The sequence below is a fragment of the Plantactinospora sp. CNZ320 genome (genome assembly GCF_002846275.1).
This window is the reverse complement of record NZ_PJMP01000001.1, coordinates 5,762,219-5,778,208: the sequence shown is the minus strand read 5'-3', so window position 1 is coordinate 5,778,208 and position 15,990 is coordinate 5,762,219. Positions and strand designations below refer to the sequence as shown.

The window sequence follows — 15,990 nt, the reverse complement described above, 5'->3', positions numbered from 1 at the left end:
CTCGCTCGGAACTATCCGAGCGAACCGGTCTCGATCTCAACTGACGGGGCTGGCGGCAGGAAGGCGTCCGGAGGACGCGCGGGAAGCCTGAGGGTGAACGTCGAGCCGCCGCCAAGGGTGCTCGACACCTCGACCCGACCGCCGTGGTTGGTGGCGATGTGCTTGACGATCGCCAGGCCGAGGCCGGTTCCGCCGGTCTGCCGGGACCGGGCCTGGTCCGCCCGGTAGAAGCGTTCGAAGATCCGGCCCACGTCGTCCGGGGCGATCCCGATGCCCTGGTCGGTGACGGCGATCTCGATGTGTTCGCCGGTACTCCGGATCGCCACCGTCACCTCGGTCCGCTCCGCCGAGTACGCGATCGCGTTCTCCACCAGGTTGCTGACCGCCGTGGCGATCTGGCTGTCGCTGCCGTAGACGGTCAGGTCCCGTTGGCCCTCGATCACGACGGTGATCTGCCGGGCGGTGGCGGCGGTGCGGGTCCGGTCGACCACCTCGGCGGTGACCCAGTCCAGGGCGACCGGTTCCGGCGCGGGCAGCGGCTCCGCGCCCTGCAACCGGGTGAGTTCGAGCAGTTCGTTGACGAGCTTGCCGAGCCGGGTGGACTCGTGCTGGATCCGCTCGGCGAACCGGCGGGCCGCCGCCATGTCCTCACCCGGGTCCAGCGTCCCGTTTCCGGTGGTCTGGTCGGTGGCGTCCAGCAGTGCCTCGGCGAGCAGTTGCAGCGCGCCGATCGGGGTCTTCAGCTCGTGGCTGACGTTCGCCACGAAGTCCCGGCGGACCCGCGCGACCCGGTGTGCCTCGGTCACGTCGGCCGCCTCGACGGCGACGTGCCCGGAGCCGAGCCCCATCGCCCGCAGGTGCACGCCGAGCGGGTCGGAGATGCCGCCCTCGCGGCCCCGGGGCAGGTCGAGCTCGACCTCGCGGCGCACTCCGGTGCGCCGCACCTGGCCGGCCAGGGTACGGATGATCGGGTGCGCGGCGACCGTGCCCGGGGTACTGCCGACCCGGAGCAGCCCCATCGCCCTGGCTGCCGGGTTCACCAGCACCGGTACGTCGTGCGCGTCCAGGACGACCACCCCGACCCGGAGCGAGTCGAGGCTCTTGCGGCCGAGTCCCGGCAGCCCGCCGGCCCGTTCGTCACTGCCTATCGCCGGCCTCCTGTTGCCGCGTGTCCCGGCTGCCCCGGTCACTGTCCCGGCTCGCCCGGTCACTGTGCGCCCGGCCGAGGGCCGTCCGGCAGCCGCGAGCCGTCCGACGACCGGGAGCCATCCGACGACCGGGAGCCGTCCGAGGGCCGGGAGCCATCGGGCGACCGGGAGCCATCGGGTGACCCGGTGGCGGAGCGGACCGAGGGACAGGCCGAGGCCCAGCCCGACGAGCACACCAGCGACCACCCCCCACTCCACGCGGCGATCGTAGGGTCATCGTTAACCTGTCGACCAGGCAAAATCGGGCGAATCACGTGCGCATCCGAGAATGTTCACCCGCCGGCCCGGTGCCGTTCACCGATGTTCACCTCAGCGCCGCCGGATCCCCCTACCGTTGTCCGGACCGACACCTCATCGCCGGCCGCGAATCCCGACACGGCCGGCGAAACCGTCACCTCGAACCGCCATTTCGAAACCGCCACCTTGAAACCGCCCACCTCCGAGCAGGACGTGATCATGCGCGACGAATTCCGGATCGACCTGAACATCGTGAGCCAGTTGCTCGTCGACATGGCCGAGGCGATCCGGGTCGCCATGCGGCAGGCCACCCGGGCACTGCTCACCGCCGACCGGACCGCCGCCGAGGGCGTGATCGAGCGGGACGCGGAGATCGACTCCCTCTACCGGCAGGTCGAGGAGCGGGTCTGCGACCTGCTGGCCCGGCAGGCACCTGTCGCCTCCGACCTGCGGGCCCTGATCACCGCCCTGCACGTCGCCGCCGACCTGGAGCGGATGGGCGACCTCGCCGACCACGTGGCCAAGACGGCCGTACGCCGACACCCGTCTCCGGCCGTACCCGCCGAACTGCGCCCGGTCTTCACCGAGATGGCCGGGGTGGCGGACCGGATTGCCGACAAGATCGCGAACGTCCTCTCCAAGCCCGACGCCACCGTCGCCGCCGAACTGGACTCCGACGACGACGCCATGGACGAGCTGCACCGGCAACTCTTCGCGGTGCTGCTCGCCGACGACTGGCCGTACGGGGTGGAGACCGCGATCGATGCCACCCTGCTCGGCCGCTTCTACGAGCGGTACGCCGACCACGCGGTGAACGCCGGCCGCCGCGTCATCTACCTCGTCACCGGCGAAACCCAGGTGTAAGGAAGGGCCCCTTCTTATACAAAAAACGATAAGAAGGGGCCCTTCCTTACACCTCAGCGGCCCTGGTTGGCGACTGCGGCGGCGGCTTCCTTGGCTGCCTCGGGGTCGAGGTAGGCCCCGCCGGTCACCAGCGGGCGCATCGACCGGTCGAGGTCGTAGCGCAGCGGGATTCCGGTCGGGATGTTGAGTTTGGCGATCGCCTCGTCGGAGATGCCGTCCAGGTGCTTGACCAGGCCTCGCAGCGAGTTGCCGTGCGCGGCGACCAGCACCGTACGGCCGGCGAGGATGTCCGGCACGATCGAGTCGAACCAGTACGGCAGCATCCGGTCGACGACGTCCTTCAGGCACTCCGTCTTCGGCATCAGCTCGGGCGGCAGCAGGGCGTAGCGCGGGTCGCCGGCCTGGGACCACTCGTCGCCGTCGGCGATCGGCGGCGGCGGGGTGTCGTACGACCGGCGCCAGAGCATGAACTGCTCCTCGCCGTACTCGGCCAGGGTCTGCTTCTTGTCCTTGCCCTGGAGTGCCCCGTAGTGCCGCTCGTTGAGCCGCCACGAGCGGCGTACCGCGATCCACTGCCGGTCGGCGGCGTTCAGCGCCAGCTCGGCGGTGCGGATCGCCCGACGGAGCACGCTGGTGTGCAGCACGTCGGGCAGCAGGTTGTGCTCGCGCAGCAGCTCGCCGCCGCGCCGGGCCTGGCTCTCACCCTTGGCCGTGAGGTCCACGTCGACCCAGCCGGTGAAGAGGTTCTTGGCGTTCCAGTCGCTTTCGCCGTGCCGGAGCAGTACCAACGTGCCCACCGCGGCGCCCTCGCCCGCCACCGTGGCTCCCTCCGGCCGATCACTCGTGCTCGCAGTCATGAAACTCATCCTGCCGGACCCGCCGCGCAGGCACGCGGCGACCCGGGGTGACGACCGACACGTGGAAAACGGGGTGACCAGCCCGGACCCGCCGCACTAGCTTCGTAAGGCGTTTCAGGATGGGCGGTCATTACACGGTGTGCCGCGATGCGCGACGAACACAAAACGGGGGCGGCGGATGCGGACGGTCGGGAAATGGTTCCAGGACACCACCGGCGGCTTACCCCGAACCTTCTGGTACCTCTGGGCCGGAACGCTGATCAACCGGCTCGGTTCCTTCGTCCTGGTCTTCCTCGCCATCTACCTCACCACCGAGCGGGGCTTCTCCGAGTTCCAGGCCGGGATCGTGCTCGGCCTCTGGGGTGCCGGCGGCGCGGTCGGCACGCTCACCGGCGGGGTCCTCGCCGACCGCTGGGGTCGACGGCCCACCCTGCTCACCGCGCACCTGGGCGCGGCGGCGATGATGCTGGCGCTCGGCTTCGCCCGGGAACTGTGGCTGGTCGCGCTCGGCGCGCTGCTGCTCGGGATGTTCGCCGAGTCGGCCCGGCCGGCGTTCGGTGCGATGATGGTCGACGTCGTACCGGAACGGGACCGGCTGCGCGCCTTCACCCTGAACTACTGGGCGATCAACCTCGGCTTCGCCTCTGCCGCGATCCTGGCCGGGCTCGCCGCCGAGGCGAGCTACCTGCTGCTCTTCGTGGTCGACGCGGCGGCCACGGTGATCACCGCGCTGATCATCTTCCTGCGGGTCAGTGAGACCCGGCGGGTCCGCCTCGACGCGGCCGGGCTGGTCGCACCGCACCGGGGCGGGCTGGGCACCGCGCTGCGCGACCGGGTCTTCGTCGGTTTCGTCGCCCTGAACATCCTGCTGGCGCTGGTCTTCATGCAGCACATCTCGATGCTGCCGATCGCGATGGGCCAGGACGGGCTGTCGCCGTCGACGTACGGGTCGGTGATCGCGGTCAACGGGGTGCTGATCGTGGCCGGGCAGCTCTTCGTACCGCGACTGATCCGGGGGCGGGGCCGGTCCCGGGTACTCGCCCTGGCCGCCCTGATCACCGGGGTCGGCTTCGGGCTGACCGCATTCGCGGACGCCGCCTGGTTCTACGTGCTGACCGTGCTGATCTGGACCTTCGGCGAGATGCTCAACTCGCCCTCGAACTCCACGCTGATCGCCGAGTTGTCACCGGCGGCGCTGCGCGGTCGTTACCAGGGACTCTTCTCGCTCTCCTGGTCGGTGGCGGCCTTCGCCGCACCGATCACCGGTGGCTTCGTAGGGGAACAGTTCGGCAACTCGGCGCTCTGGCTGGGCTGCGCGGTGCTCGGTGTCGTGGTGGCCGGCGCACACCTGCTCTCCGGACCGGCCCGCGAACGGCGGGTCAGCCAACTGCGTACGACCGAGTCCGGCCCGGTGGGACCGGCGGTGACCGGCAGAGCGGGTTCGGGCCGACCGGCGGCCACCGCCAAGGTCTGAGTTTCCGAACTTCCCGACGGCGCCACGGATGAGTTCCGGCGGCGGCGTGCCGACCGAATTCCCGACGCCGAGGCCGACGCCGACGCCCCACGTCGACGCCCACGCCGATGCCGAAGGCTGCGACGGATCGACCCCGCCTTGCACGTAGTTACGTAATTACGTAAGCTCGCGACTATGACGCTGGAGGAACGGGTCGCCGAGCTGGAACGCCGGCTGGCGGTCCTGGAGGACCGGGCGACCGCCCCCACACCCCGCCCGGAGCCACCGGGCGAAAGCAAGGGCGAAGGCGGCGGCGAAAGCGAAGGCGGCGGAGGCAAAGACGAAGGCGACGGCGAGGGCGCCTTCTGGGCCCTGGACGGCCTGAAGGCCCGGCTCGCCGCGCTCGGTGCCGCACAGGGCGGCGTGCTCTACACCGGTTCGGTCCGGCTGCCGAGCCACGAGCGCTACGACTGGCAGTACGGCCTGCCGACCGAGGCACTGCTCGACGGCGAGGCGGGCGACTGGACCGAGCTGGCCGACTCCTTCGCCGCACTCGGGCACCCGGTCCGGCTACGACTGCTCCGCGAGATCCTCGGCGGCCGGCGTACCGTCGCCGAACTCACCTCGCTCGACGGCCTCGGCACGACCGGACAGGCCTACCACCACCTGCGGCAACTGGCCGCCGCGGGTTGGCTGCACAGCCCGGGCCGGGGGCGCTACGAGGTGCCCCCCGGACGCGTCGTGCCCCTGCTGGTGGCGATCGCGATCGCCCGGACCTGACTCAGTGCGGCACGTGCCGCCGGAGGGGAGACTCCCATGTTCAAGGCACTGATGATCCTGCACCGCTGCTGCTGGCTGGCGTTCCTGGTGATCCTGGTGGCCGGCTTCTTCCTCGACTTCACGTCGCTGTGGGGCTGGCTGGCGATCGCGCTCGCCATCGCGCTACGGGTGGTGATGGGGCGGATGCTCGCCAGGGCGCAGGCACAGGTCCCCGACTCGCCGGTCCAGGTCGACCCGCCGGTGGCGGGCCGCTGGTCGGCACTGAACAGCCCGGCGAGCAAGGTACCCAGCCACGGGGTGCGCGCCTACGGTCAGGCGTACGCGATCGACCTGGTCGCGGAGCCGGCGGACCGCCCGCGTCCGAAGTTCGGCTGGTGGCCGCCGGTACGGCGCAACCGGGACTTCCCCGGCTTCGGGACACCGCTGCTGGCGGTCGCCGACGGCACTGTGGTGCGGGCGGTCGACCGCAACCGGGACCACCTGAGCCGCAACTCGTACCCGGCCCTGCTGTACCTCGTCGTCGAGGGGCTCTTCCGGGAGATCGCCGGCCCCGGACAGATCCTCGGCAACCACCTGATCCTGGACCTCGGCGACGGCCGGTACGCCGCGTACGCGCACCTGCGGCGGGGTTCGCTGCTCGTCCGGGCGGGAGATCGGGTACGAACCGGTCAGCCGGTCGCGGAGTGCGGGAATTCCGGCAACTCGACCGAACCACATGTCCACTTCCAGTTGATGGACAATCCGGATCTGAACATCGCCCGGGGAATTCCGTTCACGTGGCGGGAAATCGGCGTACCAGCCAACGGGGAGGTCTTCTCGGTCGAGGCCGCGACCCGCTGAACAACCGACCGGGCTACAACACCGGCGCGCCAGACACGATGGACCGGCGGCGGCGGGCGACGTTCACCCCCGTAAACGTCGCCCGCGCGCACCGCCGGTTACAGGTGGCTGCGCCGTCCCCCAACGGCTTAACTACTACCACCCGTCCCCCAGCGCCGCCGCCCGGTGCACAGATCTGCGCGATCTGTCGTTCCCCCGAACGTTTCCGAGCGTGGCGCGTGCAATAACGTTAGTTGTCGCCGGATGACCGGCACAAGCCGGCAACTCTGTCTCGCCCATCACACCGAAGGGCGATCGATATCCCGGCGCCGTCTGGTGCAACACTCCGGGCAACCCGCGACATTCCCGGTCGCCCGCCGGGAATGTCAGCCGTCTTCGCGCATCGGCGATTCGGTACGGAAGAAGTTGCTCTGCCGCCCGTCGGAGAGTTGCTCCTGGTAAATGAAATTCAGTTGTCGTAGGTCGAACGTGTGGAACCAGTCTTCCCAACTAACCGGCTTCAGTCGTCCGCCTTCCCGCCAACCGGGGAAGTCAAACGTCAGTACGCCGAGCCGGCCCTCGCGTTCGGTGCCCTCGATCGTCGCCGGTTGGGCGTTCCGGCCCTCCGCCCAGCGCCGGATCACGTCGTGGTCCCGGGTCACCAGGCTCCGTCCGGGGCGCTCCGGGGTGTCCTGCGGCGAGGAGATCGGCTGGGCGTACTTCAGCGATTTGGACTGACCACCGCCGTTGGAGGTGGCTTTCCGAGCCCCGCCCGCCCTGCTGGCCCGCGCGGCGGTCGACTTCCGGGTTCCGGTCGTCTTGCGCGCCGCCGTGGTGCTCTTCCCGGCGGTCGTACCCTTCCGGGCTCCGGTCGCCTTCGCCGCCCCCGTCGCACGGGAGCCGGTCGCCTTGCCCGGACCGGTCGCCTTGGCCCGCCCGGTCGTCTTCGCTGGACCGGTCGCCTTGGCTCGCCCGGTCGTCTTGGCCGGACCTGTCGTCTTGGCTGGACCGGTCGCGCGGGCGCTGGTCCGCTTGGTGCCGGTCGACGTCGTCCGGGCGGAGGTCACGGCCTTGCGGGCCGGGGTCTGCCGAGCGGCGGCCACCGTCTTGCGGGCCGGAGCCTTCTTCGCGGTCGCCCGGCCGGTGGTCGCCTTCCGAGCCGGCGCCTTCTTCGCGGTCGTCCGCTTGGCCGGGGCCTTCTTCGCGGTGGCCCGCTTGGCCGGGGCCCGCTTCGCCGTCGTCTTCCGGGCCGGCGCCCGCTTGGCGGTCGCCCGGGCGGTGGTGGTCTTGCGGGCCGGAGCCCGCTTCGCCGCGACCGTACGGGACGACGGCGCCTTCTTCGCCGCCGCCCGCTTGGCCGGCGCCTTCTTCGCGGTCGCCCGGGCGGTGGTGGTCTTGCGGGCCGGTGCCTTCTTCGCGGTGGTCCGCTTGGCCGGCGCCGTGGCCTTCCGTCCGGTCGTCCCGCCCCGGCTCTCCGCTTTCAGCGTCCGGACCAGGCTCTTCACCAGGTCCATCTTGCGCAGGGCAGATATGCCCGAAATACCGCGTTTCTTCAGTTGCCCCCGGATGTCGTCGACCTTCATCGACCTGATCTTCTGCTCGTTGATGTCGCCCGTGCTGCTGCTGGATCGGCGCTTCGTCGCGGTCGCGGTTGCGCCGCGACCGGAACTGTTCCGCTGAGCCATGAGATCCTCACGCTCCCTCTGACAGTCTGACCTCGGCAGGCGGCGCGGCCATCGCCACATCCTGGTGCCGCCGCCGGGGCATACCCGTCAGGGGCGGTCCAAACCCGAGTTATCCGTAGCCGAATGCTCGAAGAGGTGCGCGAACGCTCGCAGGTTCGCCAACGACTCACCCCGGCTGACCCGCCACTCCCACTCCCGGCGGATCGCCGAACCGAATCCGATCTCCAGCATGGTGTCGAACGACTCGTCCGCGTACGTCAGCACCGAGCCGAAGAGCCGGTCCAGCTCCTCCTCGTTCACCCCGGCCAGGCCGACCCGGCCGGTCAGGTAGACGTCACCGACCGCGTCGACGGAGAACGCCACCCCGTACATCCGGGCGTTGCGCTGCAACAGCCAGGTGAAGAGTTCCTCCCGCCGCTCGTCCGGCTGGCGCATCACGAACGCCTCGATCCGCAGCGCGTGCTCCCCGACGATCAGGTTGCAGACCGTCTTGAGCTTGTGCGTGCCCGGCAGGGTGACCGCGTAGGAGTGTTCACCCGTCGACTCACAGGCCAGCTCCCGATCGGCACAGACCGCCTCGATCAGCCGACCGATCTCCGCCCGAGACTGCATCTCCGCCCCTTCCCGTCCGACTTCCGGCACGCGCGGTCGGCAGATCGCCGACACCGCTCGTCACGACATACGGTTCAGCTCGTCACGACATCACGGTTCAGCAGGTCGCCAGCGGGAGCGCCGCGGTACCGTCCGCCAGCTCCGAGGCGAGCCGGTCCCGGTACTCCGCCACCGCCTCACGGTAGACCGCGAGCAGGCCACTGGCGGTACGAGCCCAGGAGAAGGCGCGGGCGTGCTCGACCGCGCCCCGGGACAGCTCGGCCCGGCGCCGTGGCGCCGCCAGCAGCCCGCCGAGCACCCGGGCCCAGTCGCGCGGGTCGTGCCCGTCGACGAGTACCCCGCTGCTGCCGTCCCGGACGGCGGTGACCAGGCCGCCCACCGCGGCGGCGACCACCGGGGTACCGCAGGCCTGTGCCTCCAGCGCGACCAGGCCGAACGACTCGTTGTGCGACGGCACTGCCACCAGGTCGGCGGCCCGGTACAGGGCCGGCAGGTCGTCGCCGGTCTGCGGCGGCAGGAACCGCACCGCGTCGCCGACACCGAGCTTGGCGGCGAGTTCGATGAGCGAGGTCGGCTGGTCCAGCCCGCTGCCGCTCGGCCCACCCGCGATGACCACGGTGACCGTCCGGGCGGTCCAGGGCTGTGACTCGCGCAGCTCGGCGAGGGCGTGCAGCAGCACGTCCGGCGCCTTCAGCGGCTGGATCCGGCCGACGAAGGCGACGATCGTGCCCCACTCGGGCAGCCCCAACCGACGTCGGGCGGCGAGCCGGGCCGCCTCCTCCCGACCGGCCGCCGACGGGGTGAACCGGTCCAGGTCGACGCCGGGGCGGACCACCTCGACCCGTTCCGGGTCGGCGTCGTACCGGGAGATCAGGTCCCGGGCCTCGACCGTGGTGTTCGCGACCAGCCGGTCGGCCTCGGCCACCACCTGCTCCTCGCCGATCACCCGCGCCTTCGGCTCCGGCCGGTCCCCCTCGGCGAGCCTGGCGTTCTTCACCTTGGCCAGGGTGTGCGCGGTGTGCACCAGCGGCACGCCCCAACGCTCCTTGGCGAGCCAGCCCACCTGACCGGAGAGCCAGTAGTGCGAGTGGATCAGGTCGTAGAAGCCGGGCGGCCGGGCGGCCTCGGCCCGCAGTACCCCGGCGGTGAAGGCGCAGAGCTGGCCGGGCAGTTCCTCCTTGGCCAGCCCCTCGAACGGCCCGGAGGTGACGTGCCGGACCGTCACGCCGGGGGCCATCTCGACCACCGGTGGCAGCTCGCTGGAGGTGGCCCGGGTGAAGATCTCGACCTCGACACCGGCCTCGGCCAGTCGCCGGGAGACCTCGACGATGTAGACGTTCATCCCACCGGCGTCCCCGGTGCCGGGTTGATGCAACGGTGAGGTGTGCACGGAGAGGGTCGCGATGCGTCGTGGCGTGGGCCACGGCTGGATACCTCGTTGCCGGGCTACGCCGGTGTGCAGTTCCGCCACGTCCGCTCCTTCTGTCAACGTGTTGCGCCGTCCCGCACGACCGGGTCACCTCACAGAGCAACCACCGTGATGGGTGTCATCTTCCCGATCGGGCCACAGCCAATCGTCCGGGCGTCCGGCGAGGTGACCGACCTCATTCGGGTCCAGGCCACGGCATCGGGAGGGCTTGGGCCAGAATGTCCCGATGACCCCTGTCGCGATCGTCACCGGAGCGTCCAGCGGGATCGGCGCCGCCACGGCCCGCCGGCTGGCCGCCGAGGGCTTTTCCGTGCTCGCCGCCGCCCGCCGGACCGACCGGCTGGACGCCCTGGTCGACGAGATCCGCCGGGCCGGCGGTACGGCGACCGCGCAGCCCTGCGACGTCACCTCCGACGAGTCGGTCGCGGAGCTGGCCACCGCCGCCGGGAAGCTGGGTGGGCCGATCACCCTGCTGGTGAACAACGCCGGTGGCGCGCGCGGGCTGGATCCGATCGAGTCGGGCTCGGTCGCCGACTGGCAGTGGATGTACGACGTGAACGTGCTCGGCACGCTCCGGGTCACCCAGGCGCTGCTGCCCGCCCTGGAGTCCTCGGGCGCCGGGACCGTGGTGGTGCTCAGCTCCACCGCCGGCCTGATCGTCTACGAGGGCGGCGGCGGTTACGCGGCGGCGAAGCACGCCCAGACGGCGCTGGCCGAGACGCTGCGGCTGGAACTCTGTGGACGGCCGGTCCGGGTCATCGAGATCGACCCGGGTCTGGTCCGGACCGACGAGTTCGCGCTGGTCCGGTTCGACGGCGACGCCGAGCGGGCCTCGGCGGTCTACGCGGGAGTCGCCGAGCCGCTGGTCGCCGACGACATCGCCGACTGCATCGCCTGGTGTGCCACCCGGCCGCAACACGTCAACGTGGACCGGCTGGTGGTCCGGCCGCTGGCCCAGGCGGCCCAGCACAAGGTGCACCGGGTCGGGACCGACAGCGGGCGGTGAGCCAGGTGCCGCCACGGCGGCCGAACGCCGCCGCCGGAAACCCGGACGCCGCCGCCGGCCCGGGCGGTGCCGGGCGCCCGGTCGGTGCGGTGACCCGGGGCACCACCAACCCCAACCGGCTGCGCCGGGTGGACAACTGGATCGCCGCGACCTGCGCCGACCTGCTCCGGGACGCCGCCGATCCGCTGGTGGTGGATCTCGGCTACGGCGCCAGTCCGGTCACCGTGGTGGAGCTGCGGGACCGGTTGGCCACCGCCGTCCGGCCGGACGTCCGGGTGGTCGGGCTGGAGATCGATCCGGTACGCGTCGAAGCCGCCGCCCCCGCCGCCGATCCGCCGGGACTGGCCTTCGGCCGGGGCGGCTTCGAGCTGGCCGGGCTCCGCCCGGTGCTGGTCCGGGCGTTCAACGTGCTCCGGCAGTACGCCGAACCGGAGGTCGTCCCGGCGTGGCGGAGGATGACCGGTGCGCTGCAACCGGGCGGTGTACTGGTCGAGGGGACATGTGACGAGCTGGGTCGGCTGGCCGGCTGGCTGCTCGTCGACGCCACCGGCCCCCGGTCGCTGACCCTGGCCGCCCGGCTTTCCACACTGGACAGTCCAGCCTCACTGGCCGAGCGGCTGCCCAAGGCGCTGATCCACCACAACGTGCCGGGTACCGGCGTACACGCACTGCTCCGGGCGCTTGAGGAGGGTTGGCGGGACGCGGCCCCGTACGCCACCTTCGGTCCTCGGCAGCGCTGGCGGCGTACTGTCGAAGCGGTCCGCGCGGCCGGCTGGCCCGTACTCGACCGGCCGGCGCGGTGGCGGCTCGGCGAGGTGACAGTGCCCTGGTCGGCGGTGGCGCCACCCGACGCCCTCGGACCGGAGACGGCACGCTAGCCCGTCCACGCTGCACGGGCTACCGCCCGGCTCAGTGGGTGCCGAGCCGGGCCGGCGGGGCGGCTGCGCCGAGCCGGGCCGTCCGGATCGCCAGATAGCAGGTGGCGGCGCCGAAGGGCACGAAGAGCGCCACCAACAGCAGGGCCAGCGAGCCGAGCCCGGTGTCCTGGAAACCGGCCAGGTCGAGCAGGACGAAGACGGCGGCGCAGCCGAGCAGCATCGCGGTGGCGGTGAGCTTGTCCCGGACCGGCCAGAACCGGGAGAGCCAGAGCAGCGCGGCGACGGCGACCGGGACGACGTGCCACGGCCGGACCGGCCCGGAGGGCAGGGCGACGGCAGGGAGCAGCACCAGGAACGGGCCGATGCCGCAGCAGAGCAGCACCAGCGTCTCCAGCGGACCCCGGCGGCGGGGCGGCACGCCGAACCGCTCCCGGGCGTCGGCGCCGAGACTCGCCGGATCGCCGAGCCGGTCGAGCATCGCGCGCACCTCGGCCAGGCTCTGCCCGTCCGGCTCCGCCCGGCGTACGGCGATGTGCTCGGCGATCTGGTCGAGCACCTCCTGCCGGCGGTCGGCGGGCAGTGCTGCCAGTTCGGCGCGTAACCGGCGCAGGTAGCGGCGGACGAGCGCGTCGGGGGTGGTCGGGCTCATGCGGTCTCCTTCGGGATGACGAGGGAATCCACCGCGTCGCGGAACCGGATCCACTCACCGACGAACTGGTCGAGCCGCTCCCGCCCGGCGGCGGTGAGCCGGTAGTAGCGGCGGGGCGGCCCGCTGGGCGACTCCTGCCAGGCGGTCTCCACCAGCCCGTCCCGGCGCAGCCGCGACAGCAGCGGGTAGATGGTGCCCTCGCTGGTCACCATGCCGTCGACCGCGCCCAGTTCGCGGACGAGGTCGAGGGCGTAACGCTCGCCTGGTCGCAGCAGCGCGAGCACGCAGTATTCCAACGTGCCGCGGCGGAGTTGGCCGGGCAGCGCCTCGGGTCCGGCCGCCGCCATCTAGCGTCGCCCGGCACGAACGGTGACCATGCGCCACATGGTACCTTGCACCGCAAGGAACCATGCCGCCAGAGGGCCCCAGGTCGGGCGGGCCGGTCGGGCAGGCTGTGGAACCTCAGAGGGTGCAGTTCACGAGCACCGGCTCCGGGTGCAGGGTGGCACCGAACCGGTCGTACACGCCGTCGCGGATCTCCCGGGCCAACGCCAGCAGGGCGTCGGTCGAGCCACCGTCCCGGTTGGTGAGCGCCAGCGTGTGCTTCGAGGAGATCGCCACCCCGCCCGGCCCCCGGTAGCCCTTCGGGTAACCGGCCTTGTCGATCAACCAGGCGGCGCTGACCTTCACCGTGCCGCCCGCGCCCGGCCAGGACGGCGGCTCGCCGAGCCCGGCGGCCCGCTCCCGCAGCGCCTGGTACGCCCCGGCGTCCAGCACCGGGTTGGTGAAGAACGACCCGACCGAACGGGTGTCCGGGTCGGCCGGATCCAGCACCATGCCCTTGCCGGCGCGCAGCGCGCGTACGGCGGTTCGGGCGTCAGCCAGCGGCACCCGGTCGCCGACCTCGACCCCGAGCGCCCGGGCCAGCTCGGCGTAGCGCACCGGGGCGGAGAGCGTCGAGCGGAGCAGCTGGAAGTCGACGGTGAGCACAGTCCACCTGTCGTTGTACTTGAAGACGCTCGACCGGTACCCGAAGGCGCACTCGGCGGCGCTCATCCGGACCACCTCGCCGGTGTGCCTGTCGTACGCCTCGACCCCGGCGACCGTCTCCGCCACCTCCTGCCCGTACGCCCCGACGTTCTGGATCGGAGTGGCGCCGGCCGACCCGGGGATGCCGGAGAGGCACTCCACCCCCGACCAGCCGGCCTCGACTGTCGCCGCCACCAGGTCGTCCCACGGCTCGCCGGCCGCCACCCGGATGGTGACCGACGCCTCGTCCTCGGCGACCACCTCGAAGCCGCGCGACCGGACCAGCAGCACCGTGCCGGGGAAGCCCTCGTCCGCGACGACCACGTTGCTGCCGCCCGCCAGCACCAGGACCGGTTCGGCCCGCAGCTCGGCCTCGCGCAGTTTCGCCGGAATCTCATCCGTTCGGGTGGCGGTGTCGAGTCGCCGGGGCGCGCCGCCGAGCCGCAGGGTCGTATAACCGGCCAATCGTGCGGGATCGGCGGGGTCGGCGGCGGTTATCGGGCGGGCGTTAACGTCTGGCACAGCATTCACCCTAGGCTGAGAGACAGCCCGGCCGGTGGCGGCCCGGTGGCACGGGAGGATCGTCATGAGCAGACTGCACGGCACGAAGGACTTCTGGATCGGTGCGCTCCGCGCCGAGGGGCCGACCTTCGGCGCCACGGTCGCCGAAGCGCCGCTCGACATCCGGGTGCCGTCCTGTCCCGAGTGGAGCATGACCGATCTGGTGCACCATCTCGGGTCGGTCTACGCCCGGGCCCGGGGCATCGTGAGCCGGGGCAGCACCGAGCGGGCCGATCCGCTCACCGTCCCGGACGGCCTGCCGACCGGACCGGCGGTCCTGGAGTGGTGGCGGCAGGAGTTCGACCAGCTCATGGCCGTGCTGGACCGGGTCGACCCGGAGGCGCCGGCCTGGAACTACGCGCCGCAGCCGAAGAAGGCCGGGTTCTGGCACCGCCGGATGGCGCTGGAGACCGCCGTACACCGCTGGGACGCGCAGATGGCGGTCGCCGCCGGGGAGCCGATCGAGGCGAAGCTCGCGGCGGACGGGGTCGGCGAGGTGCTCGACACCCACCTGCCGGCCGGCCGGCGCGCCACCGAGCAGCAGTTCCACGGGGTGGTCCACCTGGTCGCGACCGACGCCGGGCAGGAGTGGTACCTGCGGCTGCGCGGTGCCGGCGTCGCCCTGCTGGACACCGACACGATCCTGGACAGCGACGACCACCACGCCCGGGCACAGATCTCGGGTACCGCCAGTGACCTGCTGCTCGCCCTCTGGGGGCGGCTCGGCTTCGACGCCCTCGACGTGGCCGGCGACGCCGGACTGCTCCAGGGGCTGCGGATCGGCTGACCGGCACCCGGCCCGGCAATCGCTGACCGGCCCCGGCCCGGCACCCCGGCGACGGGGTTGTTGACCTTCAGGCGCGCGTGGAACCATTTCCCCGGCGGCTGAGCTGAGGAGCGGAGATGGCGGTGACCCGCGCGCGGCCCACGCTGGAGGCGGTGGCTCAACGGGCCGGGGTGTCCCGGGCCACCGTGTCCCGGGTGGTGAACGGCTCGACCACTGTCGCCGAGCCGATCCAACAGGCGGTCCGGCGGGCGGTGCGGGAGCTGGGCTACGTCCCCAACCTCGCGGCGCGCAGCCTGGTGACCCAGCAGACCGACTCGGTGGCGTTGATCCTGCCGGAGGCGTCCACCCGGGTCTTCTCCGACGACCAGGTCTTCCCCGGGATCATCCTCGGGGTCAGCCGGGAGCTCGAGGCCGCCGGCAAGCAGCTCGTGCTGACCCTGGCCGAGTCGGCTGCCAGCCACGAGCGGGTCGAGCGCTACGCGATGGGCGGGCACGTCGACGGCGTACTCTTCGCCTCGCTGCACGGTGCCGACCCGCTGCCCGGAGCACTCGCCCAGGCGGGACTGCCGGTGGTGTGCAGCGGCCGCCCGCTCGGCCAGCCCCCCGGACTGGTGCCCTACGTCGACGTCGACCACGTCGCCGGGGTACGCGGTGCGGTCCGGCACCTGCTCGACTCCGGCCGGCAGCGGATCGCCACCATCGCCGGCCCACAGGACATGGTGGCCGGGATCGACCGGCTCGCCGGCTACCGCGCCGAACTCCGGGAGGCCGGACGGCGGCCGGTCGAGGCGGTCGGCGACTTCACCCGGGAGTCCGGGGCGGTGGCGATGCGGCAGCTCCTGGCCCAGGACCCGACCCTGGACGCCGTCTTCGTCGCCTCCGACCTGATGGCGCACGGCGCACTCCGTACGCTGCGCGAGGCGGGTCGCCGGGTGCCGGAGGACGTGGCGGTGATCGGCTTCGACGACATCGAACTGGCCGGCTACACCGACCCGCCGCTGAGCACCGTACGGCAGCCGATCCAGGATCTGGGCCGGACGATGACCCGGCAACTGCTCCGGCTCGCCGCCGGTGAGCGGATCGAGCCGACAGTCCTGCTCCCCACCGAACTCGTGTTGCGCGCCTCCGCCTGACCG

Annotated in this window: 16 protein-coding genes; 8 read left to right on the top strand and 8 right to left on the bottom strand. The window is 72.1% G+C overall.

Going from position 1 to position 15,990, the window contains the following annotated elements:
* Nucleotides 1-11: 11 nt before the first annotated feature.
* Entirely contained in the window at nt 12-1,211 is a 1,200-nt protein-coding gene (locus CLT71_RS25820) for an ATP-binding protein (protein ID WP_101371779.1), read from the bottom strand.
* 453 nt (nt 1,212-1,664) lie between these two features.
* On the opposite strand from CLT71_RS25820, the gene phoU reads away from it, so the two are divergent.
* A complete protein-coding gene (gene phoU / locus CLT71_RS25815) occupies nt 1,665-2,309 on the top strand; it encodes a phosphate signaling complex protein PhoU (protein ID WP_101371778.1) in 645 nt (214 codons plus the stop codon).
* A 53-nt stretch (nt 2,310-2,362) separates the two neighbouring features.
* Here the strand turns inward: phoU and CLT71_RS25810 are convergent, their stop codons facing one another.
* Nucleotides 2,363-3,166 (bottom strand): phosphoglyceromutase, encoded by an 804-nt coding sequence (locus CLT71_RS25810; RefSeq protein ID WP_101369393.1) that lies wholly within the window; start codon nt 3,164-3,166, stop codon nt 2,363-2,365.
* A 178-nt stretch (nt 3,167-3,344) separates the two neighbouring features.
* Between CLT71_RS25810 and CLT71_RS25805 the strand changes: the two genes are divergently transcribed.
* The 3 genes from CLT71_RS25805 to CLT71_RS25795 all read left to right on the top strand — a co-directional run bounded on the left by CLT71_RS25805 (nt 3,345) and on the right by CLT71_RS25795 (nt 6,239).
* A complete protein-coding gene (locus CLT71_RS25805; protein WP_101369392.1) occupies nt 3,345-4,640 on the top strand; it encodes an MDR family MFS transporter in 1,296 nt (431 codons plus the stop codon).
* Between the two features lie 174 nt (nt 4,641-4,814).
* Nucleotides 4,815-5,399 carry a helix-turn-helix domain-containing protein gene (locus CLT71_RS25800; RefSeq protein WP_101369391.1) on the top strand — a complete coding sequence of 195 codons (585 nt, stop codon included), beginning with the start codon at nt 4,815-4,817 and terminating at the stop codon, nt 5,397-5,399.
* Between the two features lie 36 nt (nt 5,400-5,435).
* The gene (locus tag CLT71_RS25795) at nt 5,436-6,239 is read left to right on the top strand and encodes a M23 family metallopeptidase (RefSeq protein WP_101369390.1); all 804 of its coding nucleotides are present in this window, start codon (nt 5,436-5,438) and stop codon (nt 6,237-6,239) included.
* Nucleotides 6,240-6,604: 365 nt separating this feature from the next.
* Here CLT71_RS25795 and CLT71_RS25790 read toward each other — a convergent pair whose 3' ends face one another.
* From CLT71_RS25790 to mshA, 3 genes are all read right to left on the bottom strand, one after another.
* Nucleotides 6,605-7,801, bottom strand: coding sequence for a hypothetical protein (locus tag CLT71_RS25790; protein WP_101369389.1), 1,197 nt, complete (start codon nt 7,799-7,801; stop codon nt 6,605-6,607).
* A gap of 189 nt (nt 7,802-7,990) precedes the next feature.
* Entirely contained in the window at nt 7,991-8,515 is a 525-nt protein-coding gene (locus tag CLT71_RS25785) for a type III secretion system chaperone family protein (protein ID WP_101369388.1), read from the bottom strand.
* 97 nt (nt 8,516-8,612) lie between these two features.
* Nucleotides 8,613-9,986, bottom strand: coding sequence for a D-inositol-3-phosphate glycosyltransferase (mshA, locus tag CLT71_RS25780; RefSeq protein WP_101369387.1), 1,374 nt, complete (start codon nt 9,984-9,986; stop codon nt 8,613-8,615).
* 184 nt (nt 9,987-10,170) lie between these two features.
* Between mshA and CLT71_RS25775 the strand changes: the two genes are divergently transcribed.
* Together CLT71_RS25775 and CLT71_RS25770 are read left to right on the top strand one after the other, a co-directional pair.
* Nucleotides 10,171-10,950 (top strand): SDR family oxidoreductase, encoded by a 780-nt coding sequence (locus CLT71_RS25775; protein ID WP_101369386.1) that lies wholly within the window; start codon nt 10,171-10,173, stop codon nt 10,948-10,950.
* A gap of 89 nt (nt 10,951-11,039) precedes the next feature.
* On the top strand, nt 11,040-11,828 hold the full coding sequence (locus CLT71_RS25770; protein WP_101371777.1) for an SAM-dependent methyltransferase: 789 nt from the start codon (nt 11,040-11,042) through the stop codon (nt 11,826-11,828).
* A gap of 31 nt (nt 11,829-11,859) precedes the next feature.
* Here CLT71_RS25770 and CLT71_RS25765 read toward each other — a convergent pair whose 3' ends face one another.
* From CLT71_RS25765 to CLT71_RS25755, 3 genes are all read right to left on the bottom strand, one after another.
* The gene (locus CLT71_RS25765) at nt 11,860-12,477 is read right to left on the bottom strand and encodes an HAAS signaling domain-containing protein (protein ID WP_101369385.1); all 618 of its coding nucleotides are present in this window, start codon (nt 12,475-12,477) and stop codon (nt 11,860-11,862) included.
* Complete coding sequence (locus CLT71_RS25760) at nt 12,474-12,824, bottom strand: PadR family transcriptional regulator (RefSeq protein ID WP_101369384.1); 351 nt, start codon at nt 12,822-12,824, stop codon at nt 12,474-12,476. Before CLT71_RS25760 ends, CLT71_RS25765 begins: the two co-directional genes overlap by 4 nt.
* 115 nt (nt 12,825-12,939) lie before the next feature.
* Nucleotides 12,940-14,028 carry a UDP-N-acetylmuramate dehydrogenase gene (locus tag CLT71_RS25755; protein ID WP_101369383.1) on the bottom strand — a complete coding sequence of 363 codons (1,089 nt, stop codon included), beginning with the start codon at nt 14,026-14,028 and terminating at the stop codon, nt 12,940-12,942.
* A gap of 64 nt (nt 14,029-14,092) precedes the next feature.
* Between CLT71_RS25755 and CLT71_RS25750 the strand changes: the two genes are divergently transcribed.
* Nucleotides 14,093-14,854 (top strand): maleylpyruvate isomerase family mycothiol-dependent enzyme, encoded by a 762-nt coding sequence (locus CLT71_RS25750; protein ID WP_101369382.1) that lies wholly within the window; start codon nt 14,093-14,095, stop codon nt 14,852-14,854.
* Nucleotides 14,855-14,970: 116 nt separating this feature from the next.
* On the top strand, nt 14,971-15,987 hold the full coding sequence (locus CLT71_RS25745; protein WP_101369381.1) for a LacI family DNA-binding transcriptional regulator: 1,017 nt from the start codon (nt 14,971-14,973) through the stop codon (nt 15,985-15,987).
* Nucleotides 15,988-15,990 lie beyond the last annotated feature (3 nt).

What these genes read in the sequence shown, in the direction of transcription:
- phoU (WP_101371778.1), top strand. Translation starts at nt 1,665, where the DNA reads ATGCGCGACGAATTCCGGATCGACCTGAACATCGTGAGCCAGTTGCTC.
- CLT71_RS25810 (WP_101369393.1), bottom strand. Translation starts at nt 3,166, where the DNA reads ATGACTGCGAGCACGAGTGATCGGCCGGAGGGAGCCACGGTGGCGGGC.
- CLT71_RS25805 (WP_101369392.1), top strand. Translation starts at nt 3,345, where the DNA reads ATGCGGACGGTCGGGAAATGGTTCCAGGACACCACCGGCGGCTTACCC.
- CLT71_RS25800 (WP_101369391.1), top strand. Translation starts at nt 4,815, where the DNA reads ATGACGCTGGAGGAACGGGTCGCCGAGCTGGAACGCCGGCTGGCGGTC.
- CLT71_RS25795 (WP_101369390.1), top strand. Translation starts at nt 5,436, where the DNA reads ATGTTCAAGGCACTGATGATCCTGCACCGCTGCTGCTGGCTGGCGTTC.
- CLT71_RS25790 (WP_101369389.1), bottom strand. Translation starts at nt 7,801, where the DNA reads ATGAAGGTCGACGACATCCGGGGGCAACTGAAGAAACGCGGTATTTCG.
- CLT71_RS25785 (WP_101369388.1), bottom strand. Translation starts at nt 8,515, where the DNA reads ATGCAGTCTCGGGCGGAGATCGGTCGGCTGATCGAGGCGGTCTGTGCC.
- CLT71_RS25775 (WP_101369386.1), top strand. Translation starts at nt 10,171, where the DNA reads ATGACCCCTGTCGCGATCGTCACCGGAGCGTCCAGCGGGATCGGCGCC.
- CLT71_RS25765 (WP_101369385.1), bottom strand. Translation starts at nt 12,477, where the DNA reads ATGAGCCCGACCACCCCCGACGCGCTCGTCCGCCGCTACCTGCGCCGG.
- CLT71_RS25760 (WP_101369384.1), bottom strand. Translation starts at nt 12,824, where the DNA reads ATGGCGGCGGCCGGACCCGAGGCGCTGCCCGGCCAACTCCGCCGCGGC.
- CLT71_RS25750 (WP_101369382.1), top strand. Translation starts at nt 14,093, where the DNA reads ATGAGCAGACTGCACGGCACGAAGGACTTCTGGATCGGTGCGCTCCGC.
- CLT71_RS25745 (WP_101369381.1), top strand. Translation starts at nt 14,971, where the DNA reads ATGGCGGTGACCCGCGCGCGGCCCACGCTGGAGGCGGTGGCTCAACGG.